The organism is Thermophagus sp. OGC60D27 (genome assembly GCF_052400625.1).
Taxonomy (GTDB): domain Bacteria; phylum Bacteroidota; class Bacteroidia; order Bacteroidales; family Marinilabiliaceae; genus Thermophagus.
Genome location: NZ_JBQTGH010000006.1, coordinates 244855 through 264438, shown reverse-complemented (window position 1 = coordinate 264438; position 19584 = coordinate 244855). Strand labels below are relative to the sequence as shown.

The following is a 19584-nucleotide window of genomic DNA, read 5'->3' as shown; positions in this document are numbered from 1 at the left end:
TTCGCCGCATTCAGGTTTGAGACGCCAGCATTCCCAGCGTTATTCAGATTGCCGCCCGAAAAACAAACCCGCCAGCAAACGAGGCCTTTTAACCTAAAAAATGTTAATTTATGTTTTTAGCTCGGTTGCGCTCTGCGCTTTAAAAGCAAAGGCGAGCCCCGAAAGACCAAATCGCCCGGCCCGAATCGAGCGCCGCATACAGGTGCGAGACGCCAGCATTCCCAGCGTAATACAGAGCGCCGCCCGAAAAACAAACCCGCCAGCCCAAAGCTCGAGAAACATAATCACAATAGTTATAAACACTACCTCCGCCTGTCGTCTTGGGCACGATCGCCCCAGCTATCGCGTGTATTGTGTTAAAATATGAATTTCCTGGAATTTCCACGCCCAAATCAGTATATCCTGAATGTGTGTCAGATGCCAATGCTGATTTATTATTAGTTACATAAACATTATAATCAAGAACATTGATGCCATCCAGACACTTCCACATATGCCCCCACAAATTCTCTATTCCCCGATAGCTCATTGCCACAATTTTATTCTCTCCCCAATCTGTGCTGTCTACAATATCTGAATCATGCCATGAATCGGCTTCTACCGAAATGCTCGAATTACCTGCATGTAATGTTCTTCCTGTTTTTCTTTTCCAAGATGAGCTGGATTTCCCATAAACATATCCAGGTATTCTCAAATCTGAGTTTAGATCAGCATATTCTGTAAAGAATAATAATTGAATTAAAGACCTGTACCAAAACATTTCAAGTTGCCAGCCTGTTCCCCTTGCTTGAGCTAAAGTTCTGAATGTCGGTAATGCCTTTGAATGCGATGGATAGAATCCTGGTAGAGATACAAGACCGACGTTGTCTTCGCTTGCCTCGAATCTAGCAATGTAAATAGCATCAACTTCATTATTATTTCCATCAATAAATGCAGGATGAACCGAAAATCCGGAATACGGGTATAATGATACTCCAACGCTGACCTCATATTTAGATGAATTTACAGGAGAAGCATTGTATGTTTGGAAGAAATAAATTTTTGGAATTTTGACCATTGCCTGACCATCCACTCCGTCAAATCTTGCCGTACAAAGTTCAAATGTATCACCCACATCGAAGACAGCAGAGGTTTCAGAACCATTTTTTGGATCTTCTATTGTTACGGTATCATCATTTACTTTCCCTGTAATTTTTACATACCTATTTGTCTTTCCGTTGGTGGTATTATGTAGATACCTCCCAAGATATTCATCTTCGTTGCCAGAAAATAATCCTGTGCAACTAACACTTGTATTAGTAGATGCAGTGCATGTGCCAAAAACAGAAGGTGGAACTCCGGCCCTGTTGTGCCCATCGTTAGGGTCAAGATCATAATTTTCAGTGCCATCATCTTTAAGCATCACGCTTTTAATCTTATTATGCACAAACAGAAGGTTCTCAGGAATATTAGATAGAGGTCTTGTGTTAATTCCGTATCCGGTCTCACCATAAGCACCACCTCCCGGATATCCTGACAGTGCGCCTATTCTTACACATCCACTGTTTATGCGGCCTTCATCCCATTTTACTCCATACCATCCAAGATTCTCTCCGTCGGGCGACGGGTTCCCGGGATAATAATTTGCTACGTATTGTTTAATTGTATCTTCTGTCCATTTTTTGGGCACCGGATCATCGTCGTGTGTGGGAGTAAACGGGCCAGATGCTCCGCCCTTTAAAATTACTTCAGACTTGTAAGCAATATTACTGTTTTCCCGAATAATTGTATACCAATAGGTTGTCCCGTCATAAAAAAATTCAATTGTATTCTTGACACCTGCTGTATTATCCCATATCATTGAATCAGGTGCTTGTTTAAACAGTGGATCAAAACCTGGAATATGCTCAGAATTTCCATCGGCAGTTAGGACAACAATACACTTACCCCCTGCAATGGCATTAGTTGTTTCAGGAACAAAGATCAGCTCAGTGTTCGAGGGAGTTTCTGGCATCGAAGTAAGTAATGAATTAAACGGTATATTGACAGAAAAATCGACATCCTGCTTTCTGGTTTCGTTAACTGCCTCCTCTACGCTTTTACCATCAGACATATAAACATCTAAAGCTTGATGGGTATGTCCAACCGTGCTAAAAGTTTTTTTCTTAATTAATCTACCAGGTTCATTACTGTCAATATAATTTGGTTTAATGACAATATCGCCGTCATGTTCCGCAGTGCTTGATGCATCAAACTCATACACATCTCCTGTTTCATAATTCCCCACATCCATGCCGTCTTCCAGCTCTGTCAATTCCATAATAGCAGCCATGTTAGGTTCCCATGTGGACGCAAGTGCGGAACCTCCCAATTCCATCTGATCAACTTTTTCTGCAACTTTCTGAACAGTGTTGTCCTCGCTTGTCAGATTCTTTGAAAAAGATGAAGAATCAACGACGATTGAATCGGCGTTATGAGCATTAGAGGATTCAATGTGATCGGTTATAGCATTTTCTGCATCGTTGGCAGCATTGATAGCGTCTTGAAGAGCGTTTGCAAGCCCTTCTATGTCATCAATGCTAATATCTTTTTCAAACGGTTCAAAACCCCAAGAAACAGGATTCGAAGTTTTACAGTAAATTACTCCGGGACGATTAATAGTTACACCATTCCAATTTAAAGTTTCCGAACCAAGAAAAATATAATAGTCAAATTCTTTGGGAGACGTAGGAGGGATGGCTCCATCGAGAATGACCCCCTTGGCTTTAATTTCTGGAATATCAATATCAACAGATAAATCGAATTCCATTACACTCCATTCATTGCCGTCGAAAACAATAAACGCCGGTAATTTGGCAACCGAAACCCCACCACAATAGTTATATGTTCCTTTTTCCGTGGCGATAAAATAAATAGGATTTGAAAAAGAACCCGGGTTGTCGGATGTTGAAATTTTACCTCCGAATCCGGTGCTTATTATTTCGATTAAAGAATTAATTGTCTGTTTAAGAACAGCGTTATGAAGAGCACCGGTTATTCTATCAGTTCCGGTTTTTGTGTTAATATTTGCATCGATGTAAGCGAGTAAATCTGTTAGATTCATTGATAGTCTGTTTTTAAGTATTCAGAACTATAATCTTCATGTTCCGGTTGCGGCAACTTAATTTCGGAATTTAGCATGTCGCCCGAATAAGCTGCTCGATAACTAAAAGCAACATTTTGCAAATCATCTCCTTCATCTGTGATTTTAAAACTTCCTGCGTCAATAATTACCCTTATCCATCTATCCTCCGATTGAAGAAATACCGCTTCACTTTCAATTAATTCTTTATAATGCTGGGCGTTGGCAATAGGTATTACACCTGTTTCAGCCTCAAAAGTATCAACAAGAGAAATTAATTCTGAGGACACATTTCCATCAAGACGTCGAAAACCTGGAGTAAGATTTTTCAAACTGTTTGATCGCTCAGTGGTGACATTGTTTTCTTGTGAGAATGTGTTAATTGTATCAAAGACGCCAAACCGGTTTTGAAATATAAAAGTCTTGGCATACAACGTCTTGTTTCGAAAGAAATAGTTTTTGGGCCCTGCAAGAATGGTCCCATTGATGGTTTCAAGCCATACCGTTGCATAAATTATTTCATTACCGTATGTTGCTATTACATCTCCTACAGGGAATAGAGTTCCTTGATATTGCTGCAAAACAACATTATCAGACTCATAATTGTTGACTCCTGATTTTGTGTGAAGTTGTATTTTAAATATTACAGTTATTGCATCTGATTCTGTATTAATGTAATATAAATAATGTTTTGAGCCGTGATATGTATAAATACGTTCCGGACTATTGGTGAGGAATTTTTTGTTGTAATTCAGAAAAGTTCTTAAATCAAATCCCGGATAATCTGTTAGATTTATTTTTCCGTTAATAGCTAATAAGTTCCCGGAATTAATAGATCCAATCTCATTATCCCCATCCATTTCAGTAAAGGTGACATTGTATTGTATCACCGTTGCAAGAGTTTTTACTGGCCCTGACATTTCAAAGTCAGGCAAATCAAAGTAACCTTGAAATTTACGTCTAATAACATTACCTATATCATATAGTTCAACCGTACCGTCAGAATAAGGATCGAGTCTAAACTCAGGGAGTTCGAAATATGTCCCTGGATTGGACAAATTTTCCACAAAAATTTTAGCTCGAATATGGTAATCGTCATAAGAATTTCCATCAGTTGATGAAACAAGACGAAAGAAAAGAGGGTTTCGAGCAAAATCGATAACTCGAGGTTGTGAGACAATGCTTAAACTCATAGATCATTCCATTTTGATGGTTCCGGATCATTTGCCCTGATACTGTTAATTCTTATTGTATAACTTGTGCCATAAAGTCCACCAATACCGACATCTACAGGCACTCCCTTTACATTGTCCAAGTCGAATCCATTTACTACATTACTTCTTCCGTTTCGTTTGTCATCCTTCATTCGCACAATAAATTCATCTCCAATTTCTTCAGTTCTTTCCCATACTTCGTAAACATCTTTGGTTTCTCTGGTTATTTTGTCAAGGATCATAAACTCAATTTCCCTCACTTTATGAAGATTATCCGCTTTGTTGTCAATAAAAGAGAAGTCATAATCTTTAATCAAAACACACGGAAGGTTTTTAATTTGATTTCTTGCAGTTGCCTTTTCATTTTCAGCCTCATAAAAACGGATGAAAGCAGGGTGGGAATCCCTATTGTGTTTAATATCCGTATTGTGTGAGGCAAGACCTTCGAGGTATTCAATAAATTCTGTCAGAGTTGTTTTCATTTCTTTTTATGCCTTAATTTTCTACTCTCAATAATTTTTTTGTTCAAAAACCTTAATACCTCCATAACCGGCTTTGATGCATATTCATCTGAATGAACAATGTCATCTCCGACGATACTGTCAAAAACATCCACCCATCCATTACTTTTTGATTTTCCATTTTTTTGTTCCGTAAAAACAGCCGGATATGACTTTTCAAGCCAAGTTCTAATAAGGCCATAATTCAATATGGCAGCGTGCATTTCCCATAATTTTACTTTTTGGGTCCATTTCCAATCTATATTGCCATCGAATTCCGGTCGTTTGCCTTTTTTATGCCGTCGAAACAGGTGGCCGACAAATTTTCTTAACAAAACAGTATCATTTTCAGATTCAGAATAATCGGCGAACAAAGTATCAACGAACATAAATTCAGCAAAAGAAAGATCCTTTAATCGCTTTTCAGGTGCTTTTCTCCCTTTTATTTTTTGAATTATAAACCTGTCAACAGGCTGCTTTATGGAAATAAAACTCATCAAATCGCTTAACTTGTATCTTGCATAATCGTCAAGCTTTTTGACTATTCTCCTCGGACATGAAAGGAATATTGACAGGAGTTTATCTTCTTTTATTTCACCTGTCAGCAATTTCGCTATGGCTTTCATCTGCTTTGGTGTGACCTCTTCCCATTTTGAAGGATGTGAGAATCTGTGGATCCTCTCTCTTTTCCACCACCACGGGCCGGAATCAGTAATAGCAATGTTAACCATTATTTTTCCCTTAAATTACCATCATTAAGCCGATATAAGAATTTTGCCACTCTTCTGTCGCCAAACCACCAGGTAACCACAGAAACAGTTAAATAAATGACGATATTGACGACATTATTAAATACTTCCATTGCCATTTCAGCCGACAAAAGTTCCTGTTTTGCCTGAATAATTAATGCAGCTTCGTAAGTAAGCCAGCTGGTTAAAAAAACAAGATATCCGGTTAAGCCGGGACGCATAACCTGCTTCAAGAAATCTACAATTCCCAAGAGGAATGCCAAAAGAACCCCTATCGGCATGGTCCATTTGTTATCAAATAATTTTTGCAGCAAAGAGCTTTCCAGTGCTTTTTGTTGCCCTTGCTTTTGGGACTCCTGGTATATTTTGGCGTCATTGATCTCTAACTCTTTCTGCAATTCAACTTCTGATACACGGATGTTAGCTTCTTTTTCAGCGATCATTGCAGATGTTTCTGCCTTTATGAGCTCAATCTCGTGTTTGTTTTTCTCTCTTTGTGCTTTAAGATTAAAGAACGAGGTTAAAATGTTACCAATAAATCCGGTAGCAACACCAAGAACACTTTCAAGTATCATAATATTATTAGTTTAAAAGGTTCGTATTTCATTAAGCGCATGAAGTTTTTCACTGTAATTCTACTGTTTAAAATTGCTTTTTGGCCACTGAGAACCCCAATGCTTTTACCAAGCAAAATGCACCCTTGAGTGTGAGTTTTAAATCCAAGTTCCACATCACCGGCTAAATTGCCCCAATGAATAAGAATGTATGATCGGCCTTTTACATTTGTAACATGAAATATTGTTCCGTACTTAGGCGACTGAAAAATTTTAACTATGTATTCTCCGGGGGGGATACACGAGACATTTCGTCTGTTGTTTTTCCAGGGCGGTTCAGCCGAAAAGCAACTGAAACCTACTTCAGGAACAGACAACACTCCAAAAGTCCCATATTTCCCTGTATTATCCCTTCTCAGATAAGCTGTAAGCATAAGACTTCAACCTTTCATTTATTTTTGTGATTTGTGAAGCATTGTCTTCGTGACCTTTTTTTAGAGCAACAATTTCTTTGTCCACTTTTTTAAATTGTTCTGACGTGTGTTTTTGATGGTCGTCTAATTCTTTATCAATTCTTTTAAATTGTTCAGTTGTATGCCTATATCTCTCTGCTTGTAATGTTTTTTGAGTTGCAGAGTTAACCCGAAGGCTTGCAATCACATTTTTTAGCTCTTCGACCACTGTTAAAAACTTGTCAGATTGTTGCCTCAATTCAGAAGAAAGAGCATCATACTTTTTGTCCTGTTGCAAAAGGTATCTCCTGAGAAAAAATCCAATAATTGCGATAAAAACAGAAGGAATAACCCAGTCAGGTAAAATCATACGAAAAAGGTTTTTTTCCCGGCATTATCACGCCGAAAAGGGTTAGACTTAATTGTATCATTCAGCTGAGTAAATTCAGGGTATTGCTCGGAATTTGATCTCAAATATTCAAAGAGCATTGCTTTATATGAATTACCCGTATTTTTTACCCGGTTGAATATTTGTTCTTTTAATTCGTTGCTCGCCATAGTGGTTTTAATATTACTATCAGACCCACTTTCTTCCGTTTCAAAAAACATCCCTTTTTCAGTTAGTTTCAATCCAAGCTCGTTAAGGCCATAAGCTACAGACAAAAACGCAAGAGTTTTCTTTATGTAAGGGACCAGTTTTAAAATATTTTCGTCCGGATTATCCTTTTTTATTTCTTCTTTTATCTTATTGAAAAGAGCTTGGCCGGTTGTTGGAATAATCTCAAAATCAATAACACGATCAAAAAAACGTGAGATTTGAAGGAAGACGAGGCGGCTATTATTAATGTTGTATATTTTATTAAACTCGGAAGTCGTTTTAAAAAATGAGTCACTTGTTTCGATATAAAATTCTGATTCTTTGAATTCTGAGAAATCGGAGATGTTGTTTTGCAAATATTCAATGAGACCATCGAGGTGATCAAAGGCATCATTTTTAAAACGGGATTTAAGGTTTTCTTCCTGGTATCTATATAATCCAGAATCTTTATCAGATCTTAGGAATCCCGAGTCATCAAACGTTACATTTAGCATGTCAAATCCATGCCACATTGCATAATTAGCCACAGCATAAATACATTTCTTCACAACAACTGCTTCCTTTTCATTCGGATCTTCAAGATCATCTAATCGTTTATAGAATAATTCACCCAGAACAGGTTGCAGGAATTTTTCTTCTGCAAGAATTAGGTAAGGTCGTAATGTTGAAAATTCGACTCTTGCATTTATTGGTATTACTTCTCGAACTTGATCTATGTTGGTAACAATCATTAGCTTAATGTATTTTGGGTTCCTGAGCCTGTGTCTAATGTTGTGAGAATGGTATTTCTAAACCTTAATTCAATATCCTTGATGCCGTTAAACTCAAGCATCAATTCAAGCGGATCGAGTATATTCTGTCTGTCAAGCCAGGCGAGTGCAATATTGACCAGGAATGCTTCACGGATATTGCTTCCTCCCTGATTCCCGGCATAAGTTCCTCCTGGCATTCCTGCCCCGAATACGTTTGGGTTTATCATCAGCGCAAATAGAATTTCACTGTTCGCGGCTGCTGATGTAACAAGGTTTTCTGTAGGTTTATTCTTATCAGCAAGGTTCTCAATTTCCCATTGCTCTTCTGCACGTCCACTTGGATTTACTTCGAACATAGAGAACAAAGCTTTGTGGGCATTTTCAGGGCCAGTGAGGTTTTCTTCGATGCTATCCATCTCAGCCTGTATTGCAGCCTGTCTGTCTTCCAGACTTTTGAAGTTGTTTTCAGGATATCTTCTTTCCCAGTAGGCGTATGGGATTTTTATATGCCATTTAAAGCTTATTTGGTTCTCATACATCTTCATAAGGAAAGAAGGCACCTTTTGTGCTATTGAAGTCCATCCGGCCACATGGGCACTATGCCATAACGGAACAGGGTAATATTCATTATTGCTCCATTCGTTTCTGAGCGGATAAATAAATGTCTTTCCTTTTATTTTCTTAAGAATACGAAGACCATTTAAGTGAGAAAAGGGGTCGAAAGGATCAAGAAGATCTATTGTTTTGTAATCCGAAGGAGAATCCGGCCAATCACCGGAAACGATAACTCCGGGTATAATTCCATTTTTCTTTTCAAGATACCTTGCAAATAAGGCGTTTTTAACGTCAATGCCGACGATTTGTGATGCATCAATATTGGGAATTACTTCAGGGAAAGCAACGCCAAATTTCAGGTAATCTCTCAAAGCATTGGCCATATATCTACGCACCATCCTTGAGGAAACAAAAGAAGTTATTTTGGGGTCGTTAACCACTTTTAAAACCTCATTCCCGTCATCGTCGTATCCTTCCACCTTACAAGGGAATATTCCCTGCCCAAGCGTAAACCTCTGAATAAACTGAAGCCCGGTATTAAGAACTCCCGTTTTGTTAATTATTTTTTCGGCTTCATTAGGGAAATCATTATTATCACCCCAAGAGGCTACTGTTTTTGTTCCAACAGTTACGGTATAGTCGAGATCGGGAGATACTGTTGACACCTGTTTCCTGCTGACAGAGTCTAATCCGGTTGTGGTTGCCATAAACCCACTACCATGTGCCAATAGAGGACGCCCATTCGGATCGAACAAAATTTCAGCCATTACAGGTAAACTTTTTCTCCGTTAAACTCAACTATTCTATCAATGCTAACAGGGGTTGGATGCCCTATTTTTTTATAATTATCATCAACAGCAAGAACTCCTCTCATTCTGTTTGCAGACATATTCATTTTTAGCCCAACTGAAATGGCTTTTGGGAAAAAAATGAGTTCGCCGCTATGTTTGGTCCTAAATTTTATGGAAAATACGTTGGGACGCCCACCGGATATTTCTTTGATATCAAATTCTTTTAAAACATCTCGTCGTTTCATTATTCTGATTTTTACACAAAAGAATATTTAATCACAGATGAAAAAAAGGACAGTTTTTTATGATGACTTTGTCCAGTTTATTTTTTTGCAAAACATGATAAATCAATGGTTTATATTCTGATTTTTTAAATTCTTGACAAAACAACACAGCCGAAAGCCCGCCCCGCCCTAAGGGGAAAGGAAATTGCTTTCTCTTTTTTGCAGGAAATATGATGGGGGATAGGTCTGTAAATTGTTCAAGAAACAAAAAAGCAACTGCCTTAGGCAATTGCTTTTTTTAAAATTAGAAAGAAGGGTTAAAGTCTTGCCGGTACAAACACAGAAGATCTTCTGTTTAACAATTTGCTGTATTTTGTCCAAATTCTTTTATCGGCCGCATCGCCAAAATGTGTGGCCTCCTCGGGGAGTATGGAATTCTTGCGCTCGCTTGATTTGTCTTTCTCAAATTTTCCATTCTTATCAATAACCCGGGTATTATTCATCGAAATAAGTGTGTATTTACATTTCTGGCCATTGAATCTAATGTTGGGGTAAAAGGTGTCTGAAGGTTCCTTTTTGAGGATGTTAGACCATAGCAGGTATTTTTCATGCTGCGGTGGTTCCATGCCTTTGTGATGTTTGCTATAAACTTTCCATCCATGTTTCTTAAATCGCTCTATTGCCTGTTGGTTATAAGTGGTTGAATTCCTTGCATTGGGCTGTTTGTGGTCGCCATATTTGTCGTGATAGTATATTATATCTTTGCAGGCGTGATAGCGGTAGTATTCACAGAATTTATCAACCAGCTCGTTTATCATTACCCCCTGTGACTGTTCCGGCTTGATAAAGAATTCATTTATAAAGTTATCGGTTGGTATAGCTTGACGACTCGCAAAATCGTAATCCCTTTCTTGTCCCACAACAAACAGAGCGATTTTAGCACCCCAGTCAGGTGAAATTTCAAGAGGTTTATTGGGATCACAATCTAAATCAAACCTGGAATCCGGAGTTCCGAGTTTCTGAAAGTTCCACCCTGTATTTTCCGCATAATCTCTTAAGAAGCTTGTATTATATGAATCATAGTATACGTGAATCTTGCTATCTATACTGTAATAGCAATCTTCCACAACATCCAATACCATATTCATTATTTCGACCAGAAATGTCATTAATGGTTGCTTCTCATATTCCCGGATTATGTATGAAAATCCAACGTTTTCAATATTATCGAGAGCATTGGCAAGCGTAAACAAAGTACCATTTTTTGATACAAAAGGAGATATCTGTCTTTTTAATCTTATTGTTTCGTTGTAAATATCACGAAACAATGAAACATTGTTTTCCTTTCGGGCATCTATTAATTGAAGCTGAAGCTTTACTATTCTGTTCCATATTTCAAGGATTCTGATTCCTCTTTCTTCTTCATAATACTTGGCATAGTTGAGCAGCCATTTTTGTTCGTTCGTATATGGCATGGAAGATACATAATGAAAACCGTGGTGCCAAGGGACCGGGTTTCTTGATTTCTTTCCCCATTTTTCTTCATTGCCTCTGTTGGTAGGGCTTGTTTCTTCATCATATCGCTGCTTATTAATTGTCAAGGCTTCATCCAATATTTCATAATCCACGTTCGGGCCTCTGGCCGATCCGGCTCGGTCTTGGGATAAAAGGAGTATTGCATTCCCATTTGCGAAGGAAATAATATTGTCGTGTTTCATGATTTCTTCGTATGGGCGCAAAAAATGTGGAGGAGGCTTTTGTCCTATTACATAATTGCCAGGATCTTTTTTGCTAATATGCTGCTTGTATCCTAATTTTTGAAGAAATTTAAAAGTTGATGGAAGTGTCCTGGTTAGCAACTGCCCGAAAGTAGTTCCCGTAACAGAAGTAACAGCCCGTGGCATAAGTCTGTTTACCAGGTTTACATCCCAACCAACCTGGTAACTTTTACCGGTTCCCCGGCCTTCAATGTTTACTTTGTTTTTTGGTGCAAGTAAGATAGTGCGTTGCTGAGCGGCATTTAAATAGATATGTTCAGCATTTTCAATTCTTAAATCTTCATTGGCTGTGGTGCTCATGAATTCATTATTCGCTTAGCTTCGTTGTCATTAATTTCCTGGTCAAGTGCTTTAGTGATTACCTCTCTGGCTTGTACTGGTAGTTTAATAAAGTCATTGTAGTCGATATTGACTGTTTTGTTATTTATTTGTACAGCAATTGTTATTGGATGTTTCTCAACTAGCTTAGGATCAATATCAGTTTCCGGGCGTTCACCTAAAGCTTTTATCAGGTTTTTGTGCCCCATAGCCCAAGCTTTCAAATCAGGTTTAATACCTTCTTCTTTGTTACCCTTCGCTACTGCTATCATTTCTGCAATGTCCTGAAGTAACCAGTGATGCCACCAGTCATAATCAAATTTATGAACAGAATTAAAAATTCTCATAGCCCTTCGGCAATCCTCATAAGCCTGTGAACGTGATATGTGAGGGTACTTGGCTCGAAGGATGGGGACAACGGTTCTCTGACTCGGGTTTTTATCAAGTAATTTAGCCGCTTGTATTGTTCGCTCAAGAGTCTCCTGAAGGTAATCTGGAAGTGGAGAAGCTTCCGAATCTAAAATAGCACTTTTAATCGCTTCAAATTTTTCGTCCTCCAGGGCTTTTTTACTCATAAATTAAAGTGTTTAAGGAGACTGTTTTATGCTCTTGCACTATTTTATTTATTATTTAGGAAGTCATCAATTGCTTTTAGCTCTTCATTTTTTTTCTTCAATCTTTCCTCAATTTTCCTTCTTTTTTCACCTTCCGGCATTGGGTTTTCTTTCTCAAGCTTCGTGTCAGACTGATATTTTAGCTTGTTTTGGTCTTTTGTAATACTTGAAACAAGATTCCCTCTTCGCCTCATGATGTCAGCTGCCGACATAGATTGTAGTCCAAACGGATCGTCTGATTTGCTACTAGGATAGAGTTTTTTTTCGTCAGGGATTATCCCTTTTTTGAAAAATTCTTCTTTAGCTTTTGCGAGCTCGTCATACCTAAATGCAACAGCATCGATTTCTTTTCCTATTTCAATAGCTTTTAGTTTAGATTCCTCTGAATTTGAATCGCCTAAATCAACCAGTTTTTTCTGCAATTCGGCTTGTTGCTTATATAACTCAGATAAGTCACCCTTTATTTTGATAATAATTGGCGGTAATATTTTTTTATCTTTTCCAGTCTGACATCCGTGAAATTCCACGAGTGAAATTCCGATCATCTTTGATAGTTCCCATTTTATTTTACGTGAATACCTTTTAGGGTTGCGTGCAAAGTTACGAGCAAGGTTTTTGTTCCGGCCGTATTTGAGATAAAGATCTACGGCCTTATTAACATCGAAGCTTTCAGATTTTAGAAGTTCCTCGATTTTTGCTTTAAATTTTTCTGCCATGATAGAACTAAATTGAAGATTGCAAGGATAAAAGTATTTAGGCAATTGCCTTTAAAAAAGGACAAAAAACGGGAGCGCAAGCACCCCCGTTAAAAAAGTGGTATGGAATTAAGACTCCGTTGAGTCCTTGTCTTTTTTTTCGGTCCCGTGAATTTTCTCAATGTATGGGAATTTCTCTGCATGCAAAGAATCCAATACTTTGATAGGGATGTCGTCTCGGCTAAGATCGATCGTGCCATATTTTCGCGTGACAATTGGCCCGGGTTTGACACTAACGACCTTATACTTATGCCTCCAGCTCATTATGTGGTTTCAGTTAAAGGTACTGATCCACCATATTGATACAGGTTTGAAGTTTTATACGTGAATTCCATCGACACCCCAGGCCTTGCCGATGTTTCCATACCTGTACCGTTAGAATCTGGTGAACCTTCATAAGTAGCCGGACGCAAAGCATCACCCATGAGGAATAGATTTTGATTGTTGTCAGGAACTATGAACACAAGATTTTCATTTTTCGCGGCATTGATGAATCCGAGGATTTTTTTCTGTAGTCCAGGATGGAATAACCGAAGATGCATAATCCATGATTTACCGTCTTTTTCGCCCACAGATTCAATTTCAAACTCCCCAGTATCGTCTGTGAGATACAACTTAAAGAATCTGGTACCTGACTTCATGGTGATTTCACCGGTTAGTGTTGCCAGCTCTTCGATATCAGTTACTGAATCAAAATCCGGCTCAGTTGGCCATGAAGCCACATCTTTATGATATGCGAAATAGACGGTTTGCTTGATACCGCCCATATTGGCGCCACCGGGCAAATTTTTATCTATGTCAACAAATGAAACTTCCATATTAATTCGTATTAAGGGAACCTCTTATAAAAAGAAGTTCCCTGAAATTAAACATTAAGTGGTTTTTGGAAGGGTTGTCCAAACTGCATCGTTTATACCGAAGCCTATGCCTTCCCACCAGTCGGACATAATGAACACCTGTCTCTTTGATTCTTCAATTTTGAAGTTTGTCATATTCGCCGACTTCTTGGTTATGTGAAACATGTTTTCTTTTGGTGTGGCAAACATAAATGTTTCACCATTTAAAGAAGGAAGACCAACAACCTGCTGCGGAGTGAAATCGATTGAGTTGTCAATCTGTTTGTCACCTGTCAGGTTGTAGAATCCTTGGGATCTCTTATCTCGCAGATAGGCTCGCATGAACTTATAAGGCACGAAAACATTCATCTTTTTCGTCTGATAAACATCAGAAATTTTGTCTACGAATGCTTCAACCTGGTCAAAAATTGTATCGGCATCAAGAGCTCCAATGTCAGATACATGGTTCATTGGGTTTTGTGTGTTGTCAACTCCTACCTGAATGAGTTTTTTGAGACCATTCAGGTTCTTGCCAACAGCATTGGGGGTGCCTGCGGTTGGTTCTTCATGTACCCCAAGACCATACTCATACAGCTCCATGTCTTCCTTAATTTTAGGAATAATGTGAACCTCAATCAGCCATTTTACAAAAGGCCATTCTTTACGGTTTACACTGTTTGAAGCTAGGAACCCAAGCCATGTTGCTTCAAGATCGTCCGGGTACTCTTCAACATCTACTTTCAGATGGAAAGATTCAATTTTGTTGGGCGTAAATTTAGTTTCTCCTTTTGGTGTCCATGCCTTTTGAAATCCCTGAACAACCGATGAAATTGAAGATTTGGCCATCTGGAAGATAGTGTCGTCTGTTTTTATCGGCGTCATGTAGGAAGGGGTAACGGAAGGTTGCAACAATAGTTGCTTAATCCGGTTTGCATTTTGTCCCGACCTGAGGTAATACGCTCCGAATTCGGTGATGATGTCATTAACAGTCATACAGCAGGTATTTTAGAAAAATAATTACACTACGGAGTCAGCCTCTTTGTTGTGCGGAAGGCTGTCTATTTTGGTCCAATCCACACCAGCATCCTCTTTTGAATCACCACCATTATTTCCTGTAGCTGTGCTTCCGGGGATGTTGGCAACAATTTCTTTTAAGGCATTAATTTTTGCCTCAGCTCCTTCGGCAGAATGAACAGATTCATCAATGCCGTTCACTGCATTGATGAACAAATCACGTTCAGACTCCGCTGCTTGGCGAGCATTAACGGCATCCTGCCTTTCCTGTTCGACCTTATGGGCCTTTTCAATTGCTTGGTTTAACATATCCAGTTGCGATGCATTAAAATAGCAACCACCGTCTTTGTCGAGTTCAATATCATCGACCTTTACTGCATTCAGCAGCGGCTTAAATTTTGTTCTGTCCATCTTTATGTGTTTTTCAGAATTCAAAAGAGTTTTCACGTTGTCAAGAATCGACTTTGCCAAAGAACTAACATGATTGCTTTCGTCATTAGTTGTGTTTTGGCTTATTCTTGGTATAGGGGGGAGGCCGGCGGCCTCAATCATTGCAACTTTTGCAAAAGGAACATCATTGCTTTTCCCTGACATTTCAATAATCTCATCTATGAATCCCCACTCTTTCGCATCTTCTGCGGTTAGCCAAGTCTCTTTTTTCATTAAATCAATAATGTCCTGCACTTTTTGTCCAGTCCTATTAGCGTATATTTTAGCAATAACGAGGTCTATTTTCTTATTTTCTTCGGCCTCTTTCGTAAACTTTTCAATTAATTCTTTCAGCTCATCTTCGTTCTTAAACCCATACTCATCAATCCAGCCGGATACTTTATGAATTAGGAAAAAAGCTGTTGAATTCATGGATATAGTCTTCGCACCCGATGCCACTACAGTAGCAGCACTGGCCACAAAGCCGGAAAGTCTTACAGAAACATTGCCATGATTTACTATCGCATCATGCATTGCAAGGCCATGGTCAATATCGCCACCAAGTGATGAAATGTTGAGCAAAACAGGGCCATTTCCTGCCTTAGACAACATTTGATTCATCCACTGCTTTGAATATTGCCATGGACCTATGGACCCGTCAATGGTTATTGTAGTTTGTGCCATAAGAATCATTTGTTTGGCACAATATTATTCTATGTGTGTAAGAGTAAAAAGGACAAATTTTAATTAATAATAAGTTATACTGTTTATTCGGATTTCTATTTTTAACCCGGCGATCTGCTCTGGAGGAACTTTAAGGTTTGAATTATTATAATATGCAAACCCAAAATAAAATATATCCCACCACCAATTATAGCTTGAATCAATTGTTATATCATATGATTCCCATTCATCTACAAGATCGCTATCGCTAATATATATATTTTCATATGATTGATAATTAGTTGAATTTGGGTCATTATCTAAATGACATTCTATCCTACAGTCGAAAAGTTTTGGTGTTATGAACTTGTCTAGCAATGTCATGTTTTTTTTCACATCAAGTGATATTCTGATTTTTTTTGTATAAATGTTCGGAATTAAAGCCTTCTTTAAAAAAAGGATTGGTTGATCCGATAAATCTGAAAAGAATTGATTTATTGTAATTAAATTGCCAGAACCACTTATACTATATGCGCCCAATTCACTTTCAATACTCATACCATCAAAAAATGAATTGGGAATAATGTAATCAACTATCTCAAGATATTCTGAATAGGCTTCATTCCCAAATGAGGTCCCATCATGAGGAATTACAGAAAATTGAATGAATTTTCCTTTATTATTTTCCGATAAAACTAAAGTCTGACCTGTTGAAATAAGCACTTTATTGGTTCCATTTTCATCGTCACTTTGGTACCATTTCAACATGGAATTTCCTTCGGAATCTCCATCATCATCATGATAAAAATATTGACCTGTTAGGGTTTCACCTACAGAGCCGCTTCCTGAAATAATGACGTTACTTGCAACCGGTTTGTTATTCACAAATGGGTCCTCAATGAGCAGTGGCATGTTAAGCATTGTTCTTGAAAAAGAAAAATTAATGCCTGCAGGTTCAGAATAGTCTTCATTACTCTCTAAATCAGGATTATAAAGGAAAAAATTGTCGTAATCCCCGAAAAGCATAAAATTGTTATTATAATCTCTCACAATTATCAAGAAGGGAGTTGATTCGAGATCGATACTTGCTTGTAAATTATAAAACGATATGCCTGGTATAAAACATGAGATATTAACGTCATAGGCGCTTCCCTTTTTTTTAATCGAGTAACTGCATGAGTCAATAGAAAAGGGAACATCGGTCAATTTCCCTTTAATTCCTAAAGGATAATACAACCCTGATGTTGCATTGAATTTAACGCCATTGTAGTATTGAAGAGGCAATATCCATAATCGGGCAATACCTCCGGCAAATTTAGATTTCTGAAAGTTCATTTTTGAATTTGTTTGAAATGGTCCCGATTGTCGACAAATTTTCCACGAAAAGTTTATTCATTTTTTGGCTAATAGATTCAATGAAGTTCTCCACATCTTTATCTTTTTTTGTTGAAGTATGCCTGTCAATATCTTTTTTAATGGCATCAAAGCTCCAAACGTCTTCAGGCATATTGAACAAACATTGAAAATCACGGATGCATTTTGCAACCGGAAAACCGAGAGCAGCACGCATCGAAACATAATTGCGCATTATAAATTTTATCTCCTTTTCAATCTGCGCATTAAAATACATCATGTCTGTCCTGGTCAAATCCCACCCGTGGCGATAGAATGTGTCTTTGCTAATAATGATGCTAACATAGGATGTTCTGTCCGGTATTTTCAAGGACTCATGTCTCATAAGACTTTTTCGGAGAATGCTCCTGAACAAATTGTTAAGTTTAGGAAGCTTGGAAAGGTCAACAGGATCACCGCAATTGTTTACCAGGTATCTGGCCACATACGGCTTGACGATAACATTTACTGTATAGGTATCAGTCATAGTCGTAAGATTTCCCGAAAAATACGAAAAAAACCACGAATTATAAAATTTAACAATAATGTCCCTTTCGTGGACAATTCTTCAATATTGTTTTTTTACCACCTATGACTAAAAGTTGAGAAATCAGCTATTTTTTGTAATTTTTTTGCATATTCTATAAAACCATCATTGGAAATCAAGCAAATAAAGAATTACAAAAAAAATAGTCGAAATTTTCAATGCTGTAAAAAATTGAAATACAATAATTACAAAAATCACCAAATTTGTAATTTTTAGTATTTTGAATAAATATACCTCATATGCAATCCAAATTAAATTATCAATCAGATGAAATTACAAACCCGATTTTTTTTTGTAATTTTTTTGTAATTTGCTATTTGCTTTAAAGTCATTAGTTTTGATATTATAATTACAAATTACAATTATTTTTTATTCTTTTTAGTATGTTGATATTTCCCTTTTTCCTCTTTGTCTTAAATAATTACATTTTGACAAATTGAATTTAGATAATGGATAAAAAAAAAGCACCCAAAGGGTGCTTTGTACACTTACTTTTTTAGGCTTTATTTTAAAATGATTCCCAATCATCATTTTTTTCGCCTATATGTAATTGCATATTGGAGATTTTCTCTTTAATAATCTCTGTAATTACTTCTGTGTGCTTGTAATCATTAATTGGTTTGGCGTCAATTTTCTCGGCCATTTTTTTCGCATAATCTTCGTCGACAGGGGTCAATCCATAAATAGCGCTTGGAAGATGATACTTAGTAAATGCCGGCGTTCTTTTGGTAGCCGGAACATCAATTCGCACAAAGGATTGATCGGCAATTACACATTCGGTTACTTTGCCTGAAAGTTGATTATGGCCAAACAGTTCAATAATGGCCCAACTTTCAAATTTAGGATTTACTTCTTCCATCTTTTTGTAATTTATATGTTTTGTGGTCGTATTATAACCCCCTTCCACTTAGGGGTGGAATAATTTTTATCTTTTTATATCGTAAAATGCATTATCTTTTGACCTGGCAAGCAACGTGTCTTTATTGACGTAAAATAAAACAGCATACCAATTTTGCTCGCTCGAGCCATCAACATCAAATAATAACATATCATCAATTTTCCCTTTATAGGTTATTGGTACATCTAACATATACATGGTTCTACTTTTGGTGCCTAATTTTTTAAAAACATGGCCCGGATCGATTTGGGCTTCTCCCCATAAAAATGGCTCTTCTTTAATAACATCTATTGCTTCGAGCGATACCCAATTTATGTTATTGTGTAGGCAATATTTCATTAGTTCTATATCTTGATTAGGATAACAAAAGGAGTACTATAGCAACTTATAAATTCACAACCTTTGCTCTTGTTTTTTAATCCTATTTGCTTATTTCTGGCATATTTTATTTGCCCTAAATTCTATCGTTACCCTGAGTATATCCCCATGTTTTGTAAAGCATCCACGATCAATGAATTTCCACCCAATGGCTTCATATTTTCTAATTATTTCACCTAATTGATATTGATTTTGTAACTCGACCGTTAGCATTAATTCTGTTTCTTTCATGATATTATTATTAGTCGGTTAAATACTTTTTTTTTAGTCTCTCTTCAGTTTTTTTCGCAATTTCTGTTGCGACAATTTTTATTGCCCTTTTTTGAATGAGACGACCTTTTTTGAATGGCTTTTTTTTCCCGTTTAGCACTGCACTTACAAAGCTTTTGCTTGTGTTAAATTCTTGTGCGAGTTTTTTTTGTGTACCATGTGGTAATGAATTAATTACTTCATTCATCCGTTTCATATCAAGA

22 protein-coding genes are annotated in these 19584 nt (G+C 37.4%); all 22 read right to left on the bottom strand.

Annotated features, from left to right (window positions below):
- Positions 1 to 139: 139 nt before the first annotated feature.
- On the bottom strand, positions 140 to 3082 hold the full coding sequence (locus ACT29H_RS09450; protein WP_444821377.1) for a hypothetical protein: 2943 nt from the start codon (positions 3080 to 3082) through the stop codon (positions 140 to 142).
- The gene (locus tag ACT29H_RS09445) at positions 3079 to 4293 is read right to left on the bottom strand and encodes a hypothetical protein (protein ID WP_444821376.1); all 1215 of its coding nucleotides are present in this window, start codon (positions 4291 to 4293) and stop codon (positions 3079 to 3081) included. The genes ACT29H_RS09450 and ACT29H_RS09445 overlap by 4 nt, the downstream gene beginning before the upstream one ends.
- Complete coding sequence (locus ACT29H_RS09440) at positions 4290 to 4796, bottom strand: hypothetical protein (RefSeq protein ID WP_444821375.1); 507 nt, start codon at positions 4794 to 4796, stop codon at positions 4290 to 4292. Before ACT29H_RS09440 ends, ACT29H_RS09445 begins: the two co-directional genes overlap by 4 nt.
- A complete protein-coding gene (locus ACT29H_RS09435; protein ID WP_444821374.1) occupies positions 4793 to 5545 on the bottom strand; it encodes a hypothetical protein in 753 nt (250 codons plus the stop codon). Before ACT29H_RS09435 ends, ACT29H_RS09440 begins: the two co-directional genes overlap by 4 nt.
- A complete protein-coding gene (locus ACT29H_RS09430; RefSeq protein WP_444821373.1) occupies positions 5545 to 6138 on the bottom strand; it encodes a hypothetical protein in 594 nt (197 codons plus the stop codon). The genes ACT29H_RS09435 and ACT29H_RS09430 overlap by 1 nt, the downstream gene beginning before the upstream one ends.
- Entirely contained in the window at positions 6135 to 6551 is a 417-nt protein-coding gene (locus ACT29H_RS09425; protein ID WP_444821372.1) for a DUF5675 family protein, read from the bottom strand. Before ACT29H_RS09425 ends, ACT29H_RS09430 begins: the two co-directional genes overlap by 4 nt.
- Positions 6523 to 6939, bottom strand: a complete 417-nt coding sequence (locus ACT29H_RS09420) for a hypothetical protein (RefSeq protein WP_444821371.1) — start codon at positions 6937 to 6939, stop codon at positions 6523 to 6525. Before ACT29H_RS09420 ends, ACT29H_RS09425 begins: the two co-directional genes overlap by 29 nt.
- Complete coding sequence (locus ACT29H_RS09415; protein ID WP_444821370.1) at positions 6936 to 7898, bottom strand: DUF6712 family protein; 963 nt, start codon at positions 7896 to 7898, stop codon at positions 6936 to 6938. The genes ACT29H_RS09420 and ACT29H_RS09415 overlap by 4 nt, the downstream gene beginning before the upstream one ends.
- Entirely contained in the window at positions 7898 to 9241 is a 1344-nt protein-coding gene (locus tag ACT29H_RS09410; protein WP_444821369.1) for a hypothetical protein, read from the bottom strand. Before ACT29H_RS09410 ends, ACT29H_RS09415 begins: the two co-directional genes overlap by 1 nt.
- Positions 9241 to 9510 (bottom strand): hypothetical protein, encoded by a 270-nt coding sequence (locus ACT29H_RS09405; RefSeq protein ID WP_444821368.1) that lies wholly within the window; start codon positions 9508 to 9510, stop codon positions 9241 to 9243. The genes ACT29H_RS09410 and ACT29H_RS09405 overlap by 1 nt, the downstream gene beginning before the upstream one ends.
- 296 nt (positions 9511 to 9806) lie before the next feature.
- Complete coding sequence (locus ACT29H_RS09400) at positions 9807 to 11567, bottom strand: hypothetical protein (protein WP_444821367.1); 1761 nt, start codon at positions 11565 to 11567, stop codon at positions 9807 to 9809.
- The gene (locus ACT29H_RS09395) at positions 11564 to 12160 is read right to left on the bottom strand and encodes a hypothetical protein (RefSeq protein WP_444821366.1); all 597 of its coding nucleotides are present in this window, start codon (positions 12158 to 12160) and stop codon (positions 11564 to 11566) included. The genes ACT29H_RS09400 and ACT29H_RS09395 overlap by 4 nt, the downstream gene beginning before the upstream one ends.
- Before the next feature lie 44 nt (positions 12161 to 12204).
- A complete protein-coding gene (locus ACT29H_RS09390; protein WP_444821365.1) occupies positions 12205 to 12915 on the bottom strand; it encodes a hypothetical protein in 711 nt (236 codons plus the stop codon).
- 302 nt (positions 12916 to 13217) lie between these two features.
- Positions 13218 to 13772 carry a hypothetical protein gene (locus tag ACT29H_RS09385; RefSeq protein ID WP_444821364.1) on the bottom strand — a complete coding sequence of 185 codons (555 nt, stop codon included), beginning with the start codon at positions 13770 to 13772 and terminating at the stop codon, positions 13218 to 13220.
- A 54-nt stretch (positions 13773 to 13826) separates the two neighbouring features.
- Positions 13827 to 14783 (bottom strand): hypothetical protein, encoded by a 957-nt coding sequence (locus tag ACT29H_RS09380; RefSeq protein ID WP_444821363.1) that lies wholly within the window; start codon positions 14781 to 14783, stop codon positions 13827 to 13829.
- Positions 14784 to 14807: 24 nt separating this feature from the next.
- A complete protein-coding gene (locus ACT29H_RS09375; RefSeq protein ID WP_444821362.1) occupies positions 14808 to 15926 on the bottom strand; it encodes a Clp protease ClpP in 1119 nt (372 codons plus the stop codon).
- Between the two features lie 54 nt (positions 15927 to 15980).
- Complete coding sequence (locus ACT29H_RS09370) at positions 15981 to 17231, bottom strand: hypothetical protein (RefSeq protein WP_444821361.1); 1251 nt, start codon at positions 17229 to 17231, stop codon at positions 15981 to 15983.
- Complete coding sequence (locus tag ACT29H_RS09365; protein WP_444821360.1) at positions 17212 to 17775, bottom strand: hypothetical protein; 564 nt, start codon at positions 17773 to 17775, stop codon at positions 17212 to 17214. The genes ACT29H_RS09370 and ACT29H_RS09365 overlap by 20 nt, the downstream gene beginning before the upstream one ends.
- Before the next feature lie 568 nt (positions 17776 to 18343).
- A complete protein-coding gene (locus tag ACT29H_RS09360; RefSeq protein WP_444821359.1) occupies positions 18344 to 18694 on the bottom strand; it encodes a hypothetical protein in 351 nt (116 codons plus the stop codon).
- A gap of 66 nt (positions 18695 to 18760) precedes the next feature.
- Positions 18761 to 19072 carry a hypothetical protein gene (locus ACT29H_RS09355; protein WP_444821358.1) on the bottom strand — a complete coding sequence of 104 codons (312 nt, stop codon included), beginning with the start codon at positions 19070 to 19072 and terminating at the stop codon, positions 18761 to 18763.
- Positions 19073 to 19162: 90 nt separating this feature from the next.
- Complete coding sequence (locus ACT29H_RS09350) at positions 19163 to 19342, bottom strand: hypothetical protein (RefSeq protein WP_444821357.1); 180 nt, start codon at positions 19340 to 19342, stop codon at positions 19163 to 19165.
- Between the two features lie 10 nt (positions 19343 to 19352).
- Positions 19353 to 19577 carry a hypothetical protein gene (locus ACT29H_RS09345; protein WP_444821356.1) on the bottom strand — a complete coding sequence of 75 codons (225 nt, stop codon included), beginning with the start codon at positions 19575 to 19577 and terminating at the stop codon, positions 19353 to 19355.
- Positions 19578 to 19584: the final 7 nt, after the last annotated feature.